At 59.6% G+C, this 16,327-nt stretch carries 16 protein-coding genes and 1 riboswitch; of the genes, 10 read left to right on the top strand and 6 right to left on the bottom strand.

Annotation, left to right across the window (positions count from 1 at the left end):
• Nucleotides 1-17: 17 nt before the first annotated feature.
• Complete coding sequence (gene miaA, locus WH87_RS16145; RefSeq protein ID WP_046140648.1) at nt 18-902, top strand: tRNA (adenosine(37)-N6)-dimethylallyltransferase MiaA; 885 nt, start codon at nt 18-20, stop codon at nt 900-902.
• On the opposite strand, the gene WH87_RS16140 is transcribed toward miaA, so the two are convergent.
• A complete protein-coding gene (locus tag WH87_RS16140; RefSeq protein WP_046140527.1) occupies nt 899-2,311 on the bottom strand; it encodes an MATE family efflux transporter in 1,413 nt (470 codons plus the stop codon). The two genes, miaA and WH87_RS16140, sit on opposite strands and share 4 nt — an antisense overlap.
• A 78-nt stretch (nt 2,312-2,389) precedes the next feature.
• On the opposite strand from WH87_RS16140, the gene WH87_RS16135 reads away from it, so the two are divergent.
• The 4 genes from WH87_RS16135 to WH87_RS16120 all read left to right on the top strand — a co-directional run bounded on the left by WH87_RS16135 (nt 2,390) and on the right by WH87_RS16120 (nt 4,229).
• Nucleotides 2,390-2,764 carry a DUF423 domain-containing protein gene (locus WH87_RS16135; RefSeq protein WP_046140528.1) on the top strand — a complete coding sequence of 125 codons (375 nt, stop codon included), beginning with the start codon at nt 2,390-2,392 and terminating at the stop codon, nt 2,762-2,764.
• Nucleotides 2,765-2,845: 81 nt separating this feature from the next.
• Nucleotides 2,846-3,118: a glycine zipper domain-containing protein gene (locus WH87_RS16130; RefSeq protein WP_046140529.1), complete on the top strand. Its 273-nt coding sequence runs from the start codon at nt 2,846-2,848 to the stop codon at nt 3,116-3,118.
• A gap of 298 nt (nt 3,119-3,416) precedes the next feature.
• Complete coding sequence (locus tag WH87_RS16125; RefSeq protein ID WP_046140530.1) at nt 3,417-3,632, top strand: cold-shock protein; 216 nt, start codon at nt 3,417-3,419, stop codon at nt 3,630-3,632.
• Between the two features lie 138 nt (nt 3,633-3,770).
• Entirely contained in the window at nt 3,771-4,229 is a 459-nt protein-coding gene (locus WH87_RS16120; protein WP_046140531.1) for an NUDIX hydrolase, read from the top strand.
• A 16-nt stretch (nt 4,230-4,245) separates the two neighbouring features.
• Here the strand turns inward: WH87_RS16120 and WH87_RS16115 are convergent, their stop codons facing one another.
• Nucleotides 4,246-5,751, bottom strand: coding sequence for an inorganic phosphate transporter (locus WH87_RS16115; protein WP_342667187.1), 1,506 nt, complete (start codon nt 5,749-5,751; stop codon nt 4,246-4,248).
• A 405-nt stretch (nt 5,752-6,156) separates the two neighbouring features.
• On the opposite strand from WH87_RS16115, the gene WH87_RS16110 reads away from it, so the two are divergent.
• From WH87_RS16110 to WH87_RS16100, 3 genes are all read left to right on the top strand, one after another.
• On the top strand, nt 6,157-7,926 hold the full coding sequence (locus WH87_RS16110) for an acetolactate synthase 3 large subunit (protein ID WP_046140532.1): 1,770 nt from the start codon (nt 6,157-6,159) through the stop codon (nt 7,924-7,926).
• A gap of 21 nt (nt 7,927-7,947) precedes the next feature.
• Nucleotides 7,948-8,502 carry an acetolactate synthase small subunit gene (gene ilvN / locus WH87_RS16105; protein WP_046140533.1) on the top strand — a complete coding sequence of 185 codons (555 nt, stop codon included), beginning with the start codon at nt 7,948-7,950 and terminating at the stop codon, nt 8,500-8,502.
• 78 nt (nt 8,503-8,580) lie between these two features.
• On the top strand, nt 8,581-9,324 hold the full coding sequence (locus tag WH87_RS16100) for a pyridoxine 5'-phosphate synthase (protein ID WP_046140534.1): 744 nt from the start codon (nt 8,581-8,583) through the stop codon (nt 9,322-9,324).
• Nucleotides 9,325-9,359: 35 nt separating this feature from the next.
• Here WH87_RS16100 and WH87_RS16095 read toward each other — a convergent pair whose 3' ends face one another.
• Nucleotides 9,360-9,662 (bottom strand): hypothetical protein, encoded by a 303-nt coding sequence (locus WH87_RS16095; RefSeq protein WP_197410831.1) that lies wholly within the window; start codon nt 9,660-9,662, stop codon nt 9,360-9,362.
• A 345-nt stretch (nt 9,663-10,007) separates the two neighbouring features.
• Here WH87_RS16095 and WH87_RS16090 point away from each other — a divergent pair, with 345 nt between their 5' ends.
• Nucleotides 10,008-10,622: an NADPH-dependent FMN reductase gene (locus WH87_RS16090; protein WP_046140536.1), complete on the top strand. Its 615-nt coding sequence runs from the start codon at nt 10,008-10,010 to the stop codon at nt 10,620-10,622.
• A 155-nt stretch (nt 10,623-10,777) separates the two neighbouring features.
• Complete coding sequence (locus WH87_RS16085) at nt 10,778-12,706, top strand: potassium transporter Kup (RefSeq protein ID WP_407060052.1); 1,929 nt, start codon at nt 10,778-10,780, stop codon at nt 12,704-12,706.
• Between the two features lie 75 nt (nt 12,707-12,781).
• Here the strand turns inward: WH87_RS16085 and WH87_RS16080 are convergent, their stop codons facing one another.
• The 3 genes from WH87_RS16080 to WH87_RS16070 form a co-directional block, all read right to left on the bottom strand.
• Nucleotides 12,782-13,210: a hypothetical protein gene (locus tag WH87_RS16080; protein WP_046140537.1), complete on the bottom strand. Its 429-nt coding sequence runs from the start codon at nt 13,208-13,210 to the stop codon at nt 12,782-12,784.
• Between the two features lie 89 nt (nt 13,211-13,299).
• On the bottom strand, nt 13,300-14,082 hold the full coding sequence (locus tag WH87_RS16075) for a phosphatase PAP2 family protein (RefSeq protein WP_197410830.1): 783 nt from the start codon (nt 14,080-14,082) through the stop codon (nt 13,300-13,302).
• Between the two features lie 372 nt (nt 14,083-14,454).
• Nucleotides 14,455-15,585 (bottom strand): NADH:flavin oxidoreductase/NADH oxidase, encoded by a 1,131-nt coding sequence (locus tag WH87_RS16070; protein ID WP_046140538.1) that lies wholly within the window; start codon nt 15,583-15,585, stop codon nt 14,455-14,457.
• Nucleotides 15,586-16,085: 500 nt separating this feature from the next.
• Nucleotides 16,086-16,302: riboswitch (cobalamin riboswitch) on the top strand.
• Nucleotides 16,303-16,327 lie beyond the last annotated feature (25 nt).

Here is a 16,327-nt window from a genome sequence, read left to right as displayed (position 1 = left end):
TCTCGGAAGGAAAAAGCGTGGCAGGCCGCAGACGTGCCGTCCTGATAGCGGGTCCGACTGCCAGCGGCAAGTCGGCGCTGGCGCTCGATATGGCAGGGGCCGAAAATGGTGTCATCGTCAATGCCGATGCCATGCAGGTCTATGACACATTGCGCGTGGTCACTGCGCGTCCGGATGAGGCCGATATGGCGCGCGCTGAGCACCGGCTCTACGGGACGGTGCCCGCATCAACGCGGTTTTCTACCGGGCAGTGGTTGAATGCCGCACAATCCATAATCGATGCGACCGGCGATCATCCGCTGATCTTTGTGGGTGGGACAGGGCTTTATTTCGATGCGCTGCTCAATGGCTTTGCTGATGTACCCGAAATTGCACCGGAACTGACACTGCAGGTTCAGCAGGATATTCAGCATCTCGACGGGGAAGGGCGCCTCGCGCTTTTGCAACAGGAGGATCCTGTTGCGGCCGATCGGTTGAAGGTGGTTGATCCGCAGCGGCTCATTCGCGCCTTGGCGGTGAAGCGGGCGACCGGGCGCACGCTATCGAGTTATCAAGACGCCCCACAGGCTGGATTGCTGGGCGAGTTCGATGTTGAGCGGATGGTGCTCGATCCCGACCGTGATGTGCTGCGAAAACGCATCTCGCGACGGTTTGAGGCGATGTTCAGTGGCGGTGCAGTTGATGAGGTCAAGGCGTTGCTCGCGCTTGATCTGGACGCTGGCCTGCCTGTGATGAAAGCGATCGGCGTGCGCGAAATCGGCGATTGGCTGGATGGCAGGTTGGGGCGCGATGAGGCGATCAAGCTCGCCGCCACCGCCACCCATCAATATGCCAAGCGCCAACGCACCTGGTTTCGCAATCGCTTCGCCGATTGGCCGCGCCGAGGGCTTGGGGGCGCTTAAGCACGACTGCGCATCAGTCCAAGACGCTCTCGCATGGCGAAACGCGCCACCAGCACCACGGCGACGGCGGCAAGGCCCGCTGCCAGGCCCAGCCAGATGCCGACACCGCGCCAGTTGAAGACGAAGCCCAGCACGTAGGAGATGGGCAGGCCCACCGCCCAGTAGCCGACGATGGCGACCAGCATGGGCACCTTGGTGTCGCTCAAGCCACGCAATGAGTGCGCAGCCACGACCTGTGCGCCATCCACCAGCTGGAAGATGCCAGCGACCATCAGGAACGTGATGGCCAGGCCAATGGCGTTGGCATTGGTTGGCTCGTTCATGTCGAGGAACAGTGACACCAGGAATGTACCAGCCGTCAGGAACAGAGTGCAGGATACGGCCATGAAGCCGAGGCCGAGCACGAACGCAGTCCAGCCCGCATTGCCAACACCGTCGATATCGCCGCGTCCAAAGGCGATGCCAACACGAACTGTTGCTGCAACGCCAAGCCCTAGCGGCACCATGAACGCCATTGAGGCGAGTTGCAGTGCAACGGCGTGCGCCGCGACCTCATCGGTGCCCAGGCGCCCCATGAGGAGGGCGGCTGCCGTGAACAAGCCAACCTCCGCCAACACCGTCAAACCAATGGGCAGGCCGATGCGGAATATTTCGCGTAGGCGCGGCCAGTCGGGCTTCCAGAACCGGACCAGCACGTTGAAGCGTTTGAGGCGGCGATGGCGCAAGACATAGGCCACCATCATGCCCAGCATGATGAAATTGGTCGTCAGCGTCGCGATGGCGGCGCCGCGCAATTCAAGGCGTGGGAAGCCGAAATGGCCGAAAATAAGCGTATAGGCGATCAGCGCATTGATGAGCACGCCGAGGACGGTGATCACCAAAATGGCGCGCGTCGCGTCATAGGCCGAGAGGAATGAACGGAAGGCAATGATGCCCAGCGCCGGGAACATCGACCACGCGGCGATCTGGATGAACTGCTCAGCCATGTCGGTGGCAAGCGGGTCCTGTCCAAGGGCTAGATAGATCGGTTTAATCTGTAGCAGGAGGGGGATCATCACAACGGAAATGATGATGGCGGCCCAACAGCCCTGGCGAACAACACGGCGAACGGCCTTGATGTCGCGAGCCCCGCGCGCCTGCGCCACAAGCGGAGCGACAGCACCGACGACGCCGATGCTGCCCAACAGGAACGCGTTCAGGAAGGTCGTCGCGAGGGTGCCCGCTGCGAGATAAGCGGGGCCGAGGCGGCCAAGCATGATGACGTCGGTGGTGTGCAGTGCGTTCTGCGCCAGCTGAGCGATGACCAGCGGCCAGGCGAGTGCAAAGGTGGCGCGTAATTCTGCACCCCAACCAGCGCGGGAAATGGTATCGACGGCCGCATTGGATGCAGCCGAAACTTGCTCGGTCATTTGATTTCGTCCTACTCGCGGGTCCTGCTTAGACCAAACCCGTGACGGGCGGAAGAGCGCGGCACATGGGAGATAGAGATGGCGACGGGCAGTATAGTGGTGACCAGACTGACGCTGGTTGCGGCAGGAATTATCGGCGCTGCAGGCGTGATGGCTGCGGCGGGGGCGTCTCATGGTGAGGCATCGCGCAACCTTTCCGCGGTTGCCACGATTTGTCTGGCTCATGGCCCGGCGCTGCTGGCGCTAGGGCTGGCTGGGCGCGGCCGCATCCTGCGGTTCGCCGCAGTTTCGCTTGGGCTGGGGACTTTGGTGTTCGCCGGCGATCTTGGCGTACGCGAGTGGCTTGGCCATGGCCTGTTCCCCGGTGCAGCGCCGCTGGGCGGTGGTGGCATGATTTTGGGCTGGGCGGCGATTGTCGCGGCGGGGGCGTTTGCGCGAACCGTTAGGATTTGATTTAAAATAGTTAAGATGTCGATGGGAACCAATCAACACTCGTGGCATTAATCTGGAGTTAGTTTCCTCGGAGGGTCTCCCATGCATAAGATTTTGATCATCGCCGCAACCTGCCTGTCGCTTGCAGCGTGCACCACCACGCAGCAGGGCGCTACTGCTGGCGCCGTCGTTGGTGGCGTTGCAGGCGGTGTGCTGAGCGGTAACGCTGCTGGCGCTATCGTTGGTGCCGGTATTGGTGGTGTCGTTGGCGCTGCCGCTGGCAACGTCTATGGCCGCGTCGATGGCAGCAACAATCTCTGCTGGTACAAGAATTCGCGTGGCACCCTCTACAAGGACACTTGCCCACGCGGCTAATGGTCGTGGCGGTGCGGCACACTGTTCTGCCGACCTGATACACGCACCAAACGCCCGGTCTGGAGCTTTTCTCGACCGGGCGTTTGTTCATCGACCAGTGAATTGCCTTGAATTTTCGACGGATTGCGACCATATTATCGAGCGTACGTTACACTCGTCTTGCGCTATCTGAACGACCGGCTTGACCGGGAACTTGGCTACCTCCTGATCTGTGAATCGTTTAGGCCGGACCTAAACTGGGTCCGTTTTCAACCCTTAGCCGCTTATGCGGCGACCACTAACTCGAGGACCTAGATCCATGTCTACCATCACCGGTACCGTTAAATTCTTCAACACCACCAAGGGCTTCGGCTTCATTTCGCCAGAAAATGGCGAAAAGGACGCGTTCGTTCACATTTCCGCTGTTCAGCGTTCGGGCCTGCAGGGCCTGTATGAAGGCGACAAGGTGACCTACGAGCTCGAGACCGGCCGTGACGGCAAGGTTTCGGCAACGAACCTGACGCTCCTGAGCTAAGCTGCTTGCGCTAGCGCGACGAGAAGGGCCCTTTGGGGCCCTTTTTTGTTGGCTTGAGCACAAGTGCCCTGGTCTCTGTCGACTCCCCGCCGCGGGCATGGCAGAAGGCGCGCATTCTAGTGATTGAACGGACGCCAAATGGTGCGTGATTTTCTCCGCAATTGGAGCACGAAGGTCGAGACGGTTCCCGGTTTGCGGCAGTCGGGCGCTTTGCCCTATTCCGTGGTCGATGGCCGCGTCGCGTTCCTATTGATCACGTCGCGCCGTACGGGTCGTTGGATTTTCCCGAAGGGTGCGATCGAGCCTGATATGACCCCATGGGACAGCGCTGCGCTGGAAGCCATGGAAGAGGCTGGCGTCCGCGGCGAGATCGCAACGACGCCCGTTGGCAGCTATCGTTCCGGCGCGGGCACCGACGGTTCGGAGCTGGTCGACATCGATCTCTATCCGTTGAGAGTCGAGGCTCAGCTCGATATCTGGAAGGAAATGGGCGAGCGCATGCGCCATTGGGCCATTCTGCCCGAGGCCAAGCGTCTGCTGTCAGACCCGGCGCTGTATCGCATTGCCGAGACGTTGCATCGTCAATTGGTTCGCTGATCCTTGCCTATCTAGGCTAGTGCATGAACAGGTTCATGATCGCGTAGACCACTGCCGACAGCGTGGCTGTTGCGGGGACGGTCACGACCCAGGCCGCCGCAATTCCCAACACATGCTGACGGCGGACAAGCCGACGCCGATCCTGCTTGCGGGCGCGGGTCAGCGCCAATTCCGGAGTAGCGTTGAGCATATCGGGGTGGACGTGGCGGGCGTGGCGAGGAACGGCCACCGTATCCATAGCGCGGCGCTGCCAGTATTCACGCAGGAAGCCGACGCCAAAGATACCACCAATGGCGATGTGGGTGGACGACACCGGCAGCCCAAATGCCGAGGCGGCCAGCACAGTCACAGCCGCTGACAGCGCCACGCAGAAGGCGCGGATTTCGTTAAGCTTGGTGATCTGGGCGCCCACCGTGCGGATCAGGCGCGGCCCAAACAGGGCAAGGCCGAGCGCGATGCCCGATGCGCCGATGAACATCACCCAGAAAGGAATACCCACTTCGAGGCCGTGTTCGGATGGCTGCAGGCGGTCGACGATAGCGGCCAGCGGACCGACGGCGTTTGAGACGTCGTTGGCGCCATGAGCGAAGCTCATGAGTGCTGCCGCGACGATCAGCGGAATACGGAACAGGCTCGCGACGTGCTTGGTACGGTTCTCGATGGTCAGCGATTGCTTGCGGATCAGCGGCATAGAGAGAATCCAGGCCAGAACGCCAATGGAGATGGCCAGTGTCCAGGTCAGCCATGGCGCAGGCTTCCAGATGCGGCTGAGGCCTTTGGTGGCCAGATAGAGCGTGAAGGTGGCCGCTGTGACTGCGATGAAGATGGGCACCCAACGTCGGGCCGCCGCGACCTTGTCGACGCGTCCAGTGATGCTGAGCTGGATCAGGATCAGGAAGAGCGCAGCAAACATGCCGCCGAGGACTGGGGAGATGACCCAGCTGCTGGCGATGGTGGCAATGTTTGCCCAGGCCACAACATGGAATCCGGCGGCAGCGATCGCCGCCCCGACGATGCCACCGACGACGGCATGGGTGGTTGAGACCGGTGCGCCGACATAGGTTGCAATATTGAGCCACAGCGCCGAAGCGAGTAGGGCCGACATCATGACCAACACAAAGGTCATGTCGTCCATATGGGTTTCGGCTGTCACCAGATCTCTAGCTAGGGTGTTGACCACGTCGCCGCCGGCGAGCAGGGCGCCTGCCGCTTCAAAAATGGCGGCGATAACCAGGGCACCCAACATAGTGAGCGCATTTGCACCCACGGCGGGGCCCATATTGTTAGCGACGTCGTTGGCGCCAACGTTGAGAGCCATATAGCCCGCAATCACCGCAGCGATGATGACAAGGTAGCTGCCGGGGCCGTCCGTGACGATGTGGCTGGCCCACAGCATGGCCAGCACGAGGAACACCAGCGCTAAGCCAGGTGCCGCAAGCGAGCGTGACAGATCGTTGGTTGCAGTCTCGAGCCCAGATACCCGCTGCAGGTCCTTGTCGAGCGCGCTTTTCGGCATGTTCATCAATCCGTCACAAATGCTTTGAACGGGCCAATAGCATTGTCAGCGGAAATGAACACTGTTTTGAGCGTGAGAGCCGCTCCGTCCCCGGTTTTCCGCTACCTTGGGCACCACTGTGTTGCTGGGATACAAGTTACGATGACATGGTCCGTCGCACCTCTTGACACCTTCAAGACAATGACCCTATCAATGCCACCGTAATTTTTGTTTGGAGAGGTCCCGTGCGGGCACTCATTCTCGTAGTACGCAGGCGCATCGGCAACGTGGGGTAACTCCCCGCGCGTTAGCTGGTGCGCCGAAAACAAGGTCCCGAACGGGGCCTTTTTTATTGCCCAGTTTTCGCCGCTGCGTTTCTGGGATGGTTCAAGAGACTGGCCCAGTGGGCAATGGACTAGGAAGGAATACAAGATGGCCGACAAGATGACCGGCGCGGAGATGGTGATACAGGCGCTGACCGATCAGGGGGTCGAACATATTTTCGGTTACCCAGGCGGCGCCGCCTTGCCGATCTATGATGCGATGTTCCAGCAGGACAAGGTGCAGCACATCCTGGTTCGCCATGAGCAGGGTGCCACCCATATGGCCGAAGGCTATGCGCGCTCCACTGGCAAGCCCGGCGTTGTGCTGGTGACCTCGGGTCCCGGCGCAACCAACGCGGTGACCGGTCTCGCCGACGCCCTCATGGATTCCATTCCGCTGGTCTGCATCACCGCACAGGTGCCCACCAATCTCATCGGCTCTGACGCGTTCCAGGAATGTGACACCGTCGGCATCACCCGCAGCTGCACCAAGTACAACTACTTGGTGAAGCGCGTGGAAGACCTGCCGCGCATCATGCACGAAGCTTTCCTCATCGCCACGACTGGCCGTCCCGGCCCAGTGGTCATCGACATTCCAAAGGACGTGCAGTTCGCGCTGGGCGACTATTACAAGCCGGACCTCGATACCCTGCGCCACCAGAGCTACCGTCCGCAGATGGATGGCGATCTCGACGCTATCACGGCTGCTGTCGACCTGATGATGAAGGCCGAACGCCCGATCTTTTATACCGGCGGCGGCGTGATCAATGCTGGTCCCGAGGCATCCGAGCACCTGCGCGAGCTGGCCGAACTGACCGGCTTCCCCGTGACCTCGACCCTGATGGGCCTTGGCGCTTTCCCCGCGTCCAATCCACAGTGGATGGGCATGCTGGGCATGCACGGCACCTACGAAGCAAACTGGGCCATGCATGACTGTGACGTCATGATCAATATCGGCGCGCGTTTTGACGACCGGATCACCGGCCGCATCGACGCTTTCTCGCCCAATAGCCGCAAGATCCACGTCGATATCGATCCATCTTCGATCAACAAGGTCGTGCGCGTTGACGTGCCGATCATCGGCGACTGCGCCCGCGTGCTGGCTGAAATGGTGCGCATCTGGCGCAGCAAGACCAACCAGCCACGCACCGAGGCTATCGCGCCATGGTGGAAGCAGATCGAAAAGTGGCGTGCGGTGGATTCGCTCGGTTACAAGAACTCCGAAACCACCATCAAGCCGCAATACGCCATTGAGCGCCTCTACGAGGCTACCAAGAAGCAGGGCAAAGAGGTGTTCATCACCACCGAAGTTGGCCAGCACCAGATGTGGGCTGCCCAGCATTTCCACTTCGACAAGCCGAACCACTGGATGACCTCCGGCGGCTTGGGCACGATGGGTTATGGTCTGCCGGCCGCTGTTGGTGTGCAGGTGGCCCATCCCGATGCGCTGGTGATCGACATTGCCGGCGAAGCCTCGGTTCAAATGACGATGCAGGAGCTCTCAACGGCGGTGCAATATCGACTGCCGATCAAGATCTTCATCCTCAATAACGAACGCATGGGCATGGTTCGCCAGTGGCAGGATCTGCTGCATGGCTCGCGCTATGCGCATTCCTATTCGGAATCGCTGCCTGACTTCGTCAAGCTGGCCGAGGCCTATGGCGGCAAGGGCATCCGTTGCGACAACCCAGCCGAGCTCGACGCGGCGATTGCCGAAATGCTCGACTATGACGGCCCGGTGCTGTTCGACGTGCTGGTCGAGAAGGATGAAAACTGCCTGCCCATGATCCCATCGGGCAAGCCCCACAACGAGATCATCCTGCCCGACACGGCAAACATTGGCGACATCATCGACGAGAAGGGACGGGCGCTCGTCTAGGGCGCTGCAGAGGAGAACATCATGAACGCACATCTGCAGCCAACTGGCTCCGCCTACTTCCTGACTAAGGAAACCCAGGAAACCGAGCGCCACACTCTCTCGGTTCTCGTCGATAACGAACCGGGTATCCTCGCCCGCGTCGTCGGCCTGTTCTCGGCGCGCGGCTACAACATCGAAAGCCTCACCGTCAGTGAGACCGAACACGGACGTCGACTTAGTCGCATCACCGTTGTTGTGATCGCCACGCCAAAGGTACTGGTACAGATCAAGCTGCAGCTCGAGCGCCTTGTGCCCGTGCACAAAGTGCATGACCTGACCGCGGAAGGCGCGTCGATCGAGCGTGAGTTGGCCCTGATCAAGGTTGCGGGTTCCGGTGAGCACCGTGCCGAAACACTGCGTCTGGCCGATGCCTTCCGCGCGCATATCGTTGACGCGACGGTCGAGAGCTTCGTTTTTGAGGTGACCGGCAAGCCCGACAAGATCGATAGCTTCATCTCGCTGATGCAGCCGCTTGGTCTGGTGGAAGTGGTGCGCACCGGCCTCGCGGCAATTTCGCGTGGTCCCAAGGGCATGTGATCTAGCAGTTACAATGATCAATTGAGCATGGGCGCGCCGGTAGTATATGGCTCTGGCGATATATCGAACGGTGCGCCCATGACCCTCCTGTCCGTCAATCTCAATGCCGTCGCGCAGTTGCGCAATCGCCGCGATCTGCCATGGCCAAGTGTGACCGGGCTGGCGCGCGTGGTGCTGGATGCCGGCGCAAGCGGCATCACCATTCATCCTCGTCCTGACGAGCGCCACATTCGACGCACCGATGTGTTCGAACTCGCTGCGCTGCTGCGCGATGAATACCCCAAAGCCGAGTTCAACATTGAAGGCTATCCCAGCGAGGACTTCTTCGTGCTGGTGGATGCCGTTAATCCGCAGCAGGTGACGCTTGTTCCCGATGACCCGGCACAGGCGACGTCGGACCATGGATGGGACTTCCTGAGGGACGGGGCGCTCCTGACCAATGTTATCCAACGTCTGAAGGCCAAGGGACGTCGGATTTCGCTGTTCTGCGATCCCGATGCTGGGGCAGAGGGCGTCGCGATAGCCAAGGCGACCGGCGCTGATCGGGTCGAGCTTTATACCGGCCCCTATGGCGGGTGTTATGCCGACGCAGCAAGAGGCGAACGCGAGCTTGCGCTGCTTGCCGACACAACCGCAGCGGCGCGCGCAATTGGCCTGGGCGTTAATGCCGGCCACGACCTGACCTTGGCCAATCTCCCCGCATTCCAGGCGGCGGTGCCCGGGGTGGACGAAGTGTCTATCGGCCACGGCATTACCGCAGATGCGCTTTTGCTCGGATTTGCTGAGGCCGTTCGCCGGTATCGTTCAGTTCTGGAAACGTAAGGAAAAGACGTCGGACGGGCCGACGCCTACACATTCTAGTCGTTGTAGTTGAACTCGCTGAGTTCGCAGACATTGTTGTCATACTTCACCAACTCATCCCCGTCGGCGAATATGGCGCGGAAATCGTATTTGCAGTAGCCGGACCCGTCGTCGATGTTGATCACCACGCTATTGCCGGCCGGCAAGATGTTGCGCCCAAGAATGTCCTCCTGCCACGAATTCTCGCCCTTGTTGGACGCATAGAATTCCACAATGTCGAAGGACGTGTTGTTGTTGATGACGATGCGGCGGTCGAGCGCCCAGGCGGACGTGGCAGATACAGAGACGCAAGCAGTCATAGCGACTGCTACAATTGCATTCCATTTCATTTGAAAGCCCTCAGGAGTGCGCCCCCGCGCACTTCAATAATCTAGCGCCGGCGCCAGAATTTTCTCAAGTGGGATTCAAAAGCGCCAAAATGATTGTTGCTGCTCAGCGAACACTGCGTCGTCATCGTGCAGACACTTTGTGTTTGAAGGCCGTTCTTGGGGCAAAAACAGCAAAAAAGCCAATTTCTATCTATGCTTACATCTTTGTGCCTTAGTGCACACTTCGACCCCGGCAACAATAAGGTGCCTCCTTGCTGGTTTCCGTGAAGGGCACATATACAGCCTCAGTTACGATTTGTTACCAACGAGGCTGCCATGTCTAAGCTCAAGATTGCCGTCATTATCTCGTCCACCCGCCCAACCCGTTTCGGTCACCTGCCAGCGCAGTGGATCGCCGACAAGGTGAACGAGCGCCCAGAACTTCAGGCCGAAATCGTCGACCTGCGCGACTTCGACCTGCCGTTCTTTGATGAAATGGCTTCGAACGCGTGGATGCCGTCGGCCAACCAGAATGCCGTTAAGTGGCAGAACAAGATCAGCGAATTCGATGGCTACATCTTCGTCGCCGCTGAGTACAACCGTTCGATCACCGGCGCTCTGAAGAACGCGCTCGATCAGGCCTATGTGAACTGGAACAAGAAGCCATTTGGCGCTGTTGGTTACGGCACTGTCGGCGGCGCGCGCGCTGTTGAGCACCTGCGCACGATCGGCGTCGAGCTGCAGATGGTTCCGACCCGTTCGGCTGTCCATATCGGCGGCGCTGACTTCGCAGCCGTTCACCCAGGTTTCGGCGGCACCAAGGCTATTGCCGACCTCGAAGCATCGATCGGCAACTCCGCCAAGGACATGCTGGACCAGCTGACCTGGTGGGGTAAGGCAACCAAGGCTGCGCGTGATGAAGACGCTGCGCTGGCTCAGGCTGCCGAATAAACCTTACGAAGACCTCCAAATCTTCGTTTACCGGCAGGGGTCGCTCCGCAAGGAGTGGCCCCTTCTGTTTGAAACCATTGTTGGCGCTGACCATTGTGTGTGATGGTGGGCGGGTGTATAGCGGCGCCGCCTTCGACCAAGAGAGCACAAGGTTCATGACGCAGACGAACACTGCCGGGATGTCTCCCGGTGTCGATGCGAGCGACCATTCCAGCCACTCACATTCCCGCAAAGATTTGCCCATGCTGATGCTGGGCGCACTGGGCGTCGTTTATGGCGACATCGGTACCAGCCCGATCTACGCCTTTCGCGAGGCCATGCATATTCGCCCGGGCGCGTCGTCCACGGACAGCGAAATCCTGGGCCTGCTTTCGCTCATCATTTGGGCGCTGACGCTCACGGTGACGCTGAAGTACGTGTTCTTTGTGACTCGCGCCGATAACAATGGCGAAGGCGGTACGCTGTCGCTGATGGCGCTGGCGCGCAAGACTTTCACCAATCCACCTGTCTGGATCACAGTTATGGGTGTGATGGGGGCGGCCATGTTCTTTGGCGACGCCATCATTACCCCGGCAATGTCGGTGCTGTCGGCTGTCGAGGGCGTCAAGCTCGTCGCGCCGGATATGGCCCGCTGGGTGGTGCCCATCACCCTCGTGATCATTTTCGGCATATTCTTCGTCCAGCGCTTTGGCACCGCCAAGGTATCGATCGTCTTCGGGCCGATCACCGGACTGTGGTTCCTCGTGCTGGGCTTTTCCGGCCTCGTGCACATCATTCAATATCCAGCTGTGTTGATGGCGGTTAACCCGCTGCTCGGCGCCGAGTTCATCGCCACCCATTTCGGCATGGCGTTCATTGTCATTGGCGCGATCTTTCTGGCCGTGACGGGTGCTGAGGCGCTGTATGTCGACCTCGGCCACTTCGGCCGCAAGCCAATCGTCATCGTCTGGTTCGCGTTGGTGTTTCCATGCCTGCTGCTGAACTACTTCGGGCAGGGGGCTTTCGTGCTTTCGGTCGGTATCGAGAATGTCGATAGCCCGTTCTTCGAGATGCAGCCCGATTGGGCGCTGGGACCGTTTGTGGCGCTGGCGACCGCCGCCACGATTATTGCCAGCCAGGCGGTGATCTCGGGCACATTCAGCCTCGCCCAGCAGGCCATCGCGCTCAACATGCTGCCGCGCATGATGGTGTTGCACACCTCGGCGACCCAGAGCGGGCAGATTTACATGCCGCAGATCAACACCATGCTGATGATCGGTGTGCTGCTGCTGGTGCTGGCTTTTGGCAGCTCCAGCGCCTTGTCGCATGCTTACGGCATCGCCGTGTCCGGCGTGATGATCATGACGCTCGCGCTTTTGGTCGTGGTCATGTGGCGCAACTGGAAGTGGCACCCAATCGCGGTGATTTCCTTCGGCGTCGTGTTCGCTGTGATCGACGGCGCGTTCTTCACTGCCAACGCTACCAAGCTGCTCCAAGGCGGTTGGGTGCCAGCGGTTGTGGCGCTGGGCGTTGGCATGACCATGTGGAGCTGGATGGCCGGTCGTCGTCGTCTGTCCGAGAAGACGCGCCGCGATGAGGTGCCGCTGCAGTTTCTCGTCGATAATCTTTCCAAGAAGAAACCCGCGCTTGTGCCCGGTACGGCGGTGTTCCTCACCAGCGACATTGAAGGCGCGCCCACGGCGCTGCTGCACAGCCTGAAGCACTACAAGGTGCTGCACGAAAAGAACGTCATTTTGACGGTCCGCACGTCGCCCTCTCCGCGTGTGCCGGACGATGAAAAGGTGACGATCGACGCCTATAACGAGCTGTTCAGTCGTGTGGTGGTGACGTTCGGCTTTATGGAAAGCCCCAATATCCCCAAGGCGCTGGCGCTGGGCCGCAAGCTCGGTTGGAAGTTCGACATTATGTCGACGTCGTTCTTCCTCTCCCGCCGCTCGCTCAAACTGGGGCCAAAAACCAACTTCCTGCAATATTGGCAGGATCGCACCTTCACGCGACTGGCGCGAAACGCCAGCGACGCCACGGAGTACTTTCATATTCCCACTGGCCGCGTGGTTGAGATCGGCACGCAGGTGGTTCTCTAGGCGAACAAAATGGCCGGCCTTGTCTTATCTGACGAGGCCGGCCGTTCAGTCATTGTTTTGCGAATAGCGGGGTGTTTAGCCCTTGATCATGTCCGGGCAAACATAGGGCACGGTGGCAACGACATAGCGCTGTTCCTGAACGTCCTTGCCGAGCTTGAGGTTCAGCACGAGTTCGTCGGCACTGAGGCTGGCGATGTCGGCACTAATGGTCATGCCGTCCTCGTCCCAGCTGATTTCGGTCTCTGACACCTGCTGCCACTTGGACAGGCGATAGGTTTCCCAGCAGCTGTCGGTCACCAAGGTGCCATCCTGAAGAAAAATCTGCATAGGACCGGGGCGAGACTCATCTTTGTCCGCCAGCACCCAAACCTTGTTCAGCAGTGGGTTATCGGTGCCCTCGTCATCGGTAGCGTCCTCGGTTTCCTGCGCGGTTGCGGGCACCGTTGCGGTGGCTCCAACGCCCCAAACGCTCAACAGCGCAATTACTGCCGCCTTAGTATCCATCGAGACTCTCCTCGGTCGCTATTGATCCGGTACGTTGACGCTACAGTGCCCGCCCAATAGCGGCGATTTTGCGTTTCCCGATGGCGGTGTCAGGAATTCTGTACGACGCCTTCCGCTGCTTGTCCGGACGCCCTCCAGCGCAGCCGGGCGAATTCGGGCATGAGTTTACGAAGCGCCCAATAGATGGCCGTGACGGTGATAACCGAGACATAGCCGTCAATTGCATAGTGCCAGCCCAGATAGACGGAGCTCATCATCGTGAAGGCTAAATATACCCACACATAGGGTGCCAATCGACGCGACATTTCGCTGATGAACAGCGCATTGACCGTAACGACGCCCACATGCATTGAGGGGAAGGCGGAAATGCCTGAGCCAATGCCAGTCTGGCCGCTGTCGTAAAGGTGCCAGAGATAGGCTTGGAAGTTGAAAGCCGAGTTTGGCTCACCGGCAGTGCTGGCCAAAAACGCCATCTGCTCGCCAAAGCGCGCGGTGTCTCCCGTCACAAAACCATAGAAGGCAGGGCCGGCCGAAAGCCATGTGCTCGCCATAACGCTGCCAATGATGATCCAGCTGAGGAACCAAGTCAGCACATACCGGACGCGCAAGGGCGAAGTGCGGGGGGACGTGACGACCCAGTAAAGGGTGAAGTAGGTGAAGATGAACCAGAACACGTTGTAGTTCAGCTCGATCAGCCGCAACACCCAGACGTTCTCTGCGAACGCATAGAGATACCGCCAAGGATCGACGCCAAAATGGATGGCCTTGTCGATGTTGGCCTGGGCAACATCGAACTGGAAGCCGTCGCCGAGGGGAAAGCCGGTCTTGATGGTGGAGAACATGCTGCTGAACAGCAGGCTAGCGGTCACCATCAGGACGGTTCCCGCCAGAAAACGCCCCACACGCTTGGGTTTGATTAGTGCACGGAAGACAAGGTTACGTCGTTTGTCGATGCGTATGACGGTGCGCGTCAAAGCGAAAACACCGAAGCAGAAGGGAACGACAAGCAGAAAATTGATTGCCCATACTCTGGAGTAGTCGGCGAGGATGGCAAACAGGGATTGATCGACGCCTGCTACGAAGAGGTAACCTACGGCTGCGTAGAACGCGACTAACGCATAGATTGAAAGATCATCGCGCAACGCCGTCAAAAAGGCCCGCACATAGTTCAATATTGTTGAAGGGGAATGATCCATCATCTCTCCTGACGGATCATTCCGTAGCTTACTTGACTTAAAATCTTCTTAGCTGACGTTGAAGCTATGTTGGCCCAGTGAACGATGGCGTTCGCGGACGCGGTTGGTTTGTTGGGGCCATAGGCTGTAGTCGGCGTCGCCGAGTGCTAGCTTGGCGTGGAGCGGCCAATTGGGGTCGTCTAGTGCGCCCCGGGCGAGGGCTATGAAGTCGGCCTCGCCATTGGTGACGATCGCTTCGGCCTCAGCAGCGTCGCCGAGCAAGCCGACGGCCATGGTGGGGATGTCGGCGCCTTCGCGCACGGCGCGGGCAAAGGGAACCTGGTAATTCGGGCCTACCTGCACTGCGGCTTCGTCAAAACCGCCGCTGGACGCATCGATTGCGTCTGCACCAAGCGCCTTGAGTTCACGGGACAGCACCACACTGTCTTCGACCTGCCAGCCGTCAGCATTCCAGTCGCTCACCGACAGGCGGACCAGCAGGGGCTTTTCCTCTGGCCAGACCGCGCGCACGGCCTTGGTTACTTCCAGCACCAGGCGCATGCGGTTTTCGCGGCTGCCGCCATATTCGTCTGTGCGCTTGTTCGCCAGCGGGGAGAGGAACTGGTTCAGCAGGTAGCCATGCGCCGCATGGATTTCGACAGTGTCGAACCCGGCTTTGTTGGCGCGAACCGCTGCGGCAACAAACGCGTCAATGATACCCTGGATTCCAGCTGCATCGAGTGCCGTAGGTGTCTGGAAATTGGGATTGTTAGAGTGGGCGATCGCGCTCGGCGCGACTGGCACCCAGTGTTCGAACGCCAGCTCGGCCTTCTCGACCTCGGTCTCGTCAAAGCCCTTGCGCCATGGCACGGGGGTCGATGCTTTGCGGCCGGCGTGTGCAAGCTGAATGCCGGCTGCCGCCCCCTGGCTGTGGAGGAAATCGACGATGCGGGCGAGGGGGGCGATCTGCTCATCCTTCCATATTCCCAGATCACCATAGGATATGCGGCCTTCTGCCGTGACGCCTGTTGCCTCCACGATCACCAAGCCAAAGCCGCCCAGTGCGAACCGTCCCAGATGGACATAGTGCCAATCATTGGCAAAGCCGTCTTTGGCCGAGTACTGGCACATTGGGGCAACAACTGTGCGGTTGCGCAGCGTCAGGCCGCGCAGGGCGATAGGCGAGAACAATACAGACATGGGCGTCTCGAGTGGTTGGTGGGCCATATGGCTCCGCAAACATGCACACTCACAACTCCATCGGCAAGTGCCGATGAAAGGAAACCTGCGTGAGGTCCCATGGCCGGGTCGATGCGGCCTACTTGGCTTAGTCCAACGGCGCTTATCCTGGCGATACTGAGTCGTCTGCGACACAACATGCGGTAGGTCTGTTCCGAGTACGGCGACAAACGTCGCCACTTAAGCGGATAATCTGGCCCTAGTGGTTGAGCTCGACTCACCGCTCCAACCAGTTGAATTTTTCGTGTCGTAAGGTGAACGATTTCGGCGCTGACGGATGTGCAATTTGAGCAATGCCGCGACATCTTCGGACAGGCCCGGCGCGGCGGGGCTTTGCGGCTGAACTGTGACGAATCGAAGGCGATGGATTGTCCCAATTGATGGTCACGATCAAGAACGAAAACTCACGCTGCACGCATTAGCGCATGTGACAGGACGTTGACGGCCAAGCGCATTGGCGTACTATATATAGCGTTCTAGGTTCTTCCGATGCGCAAGCGCTGGGAGCTAAGAGGGAATACGGTGCGCTGGGTCTTTTGGCCAGAGCAACGCCGGAGCTGCCCCCGCAACTGTAAGCGGCGAGCTTTTGTTCAACATGCCACTGGGCCCAAAAGCCCGGGAAGGAGAACAGAAGCCTCGACCCGTGAGCCAGGAGACCTGCCAGAACGAAACGTCCACCGGCGGGGTGACCGGCTAGGCGAAC

This window comes from Devosia epidermidihirudinis (genome assembly GCF_000971295.1).
GTDB classification, from domain to species: Bacteria; Pseudomonadota; Alphaproteobacteria; order Rhizobiales; family Devosiaceae; genus Devosia; species Devosia epidermidihirudinis.
Note: the sequence above shows the minus strand (reverse complement) of the source record. Positions and strands in the feature narration are given on the sequence as shown.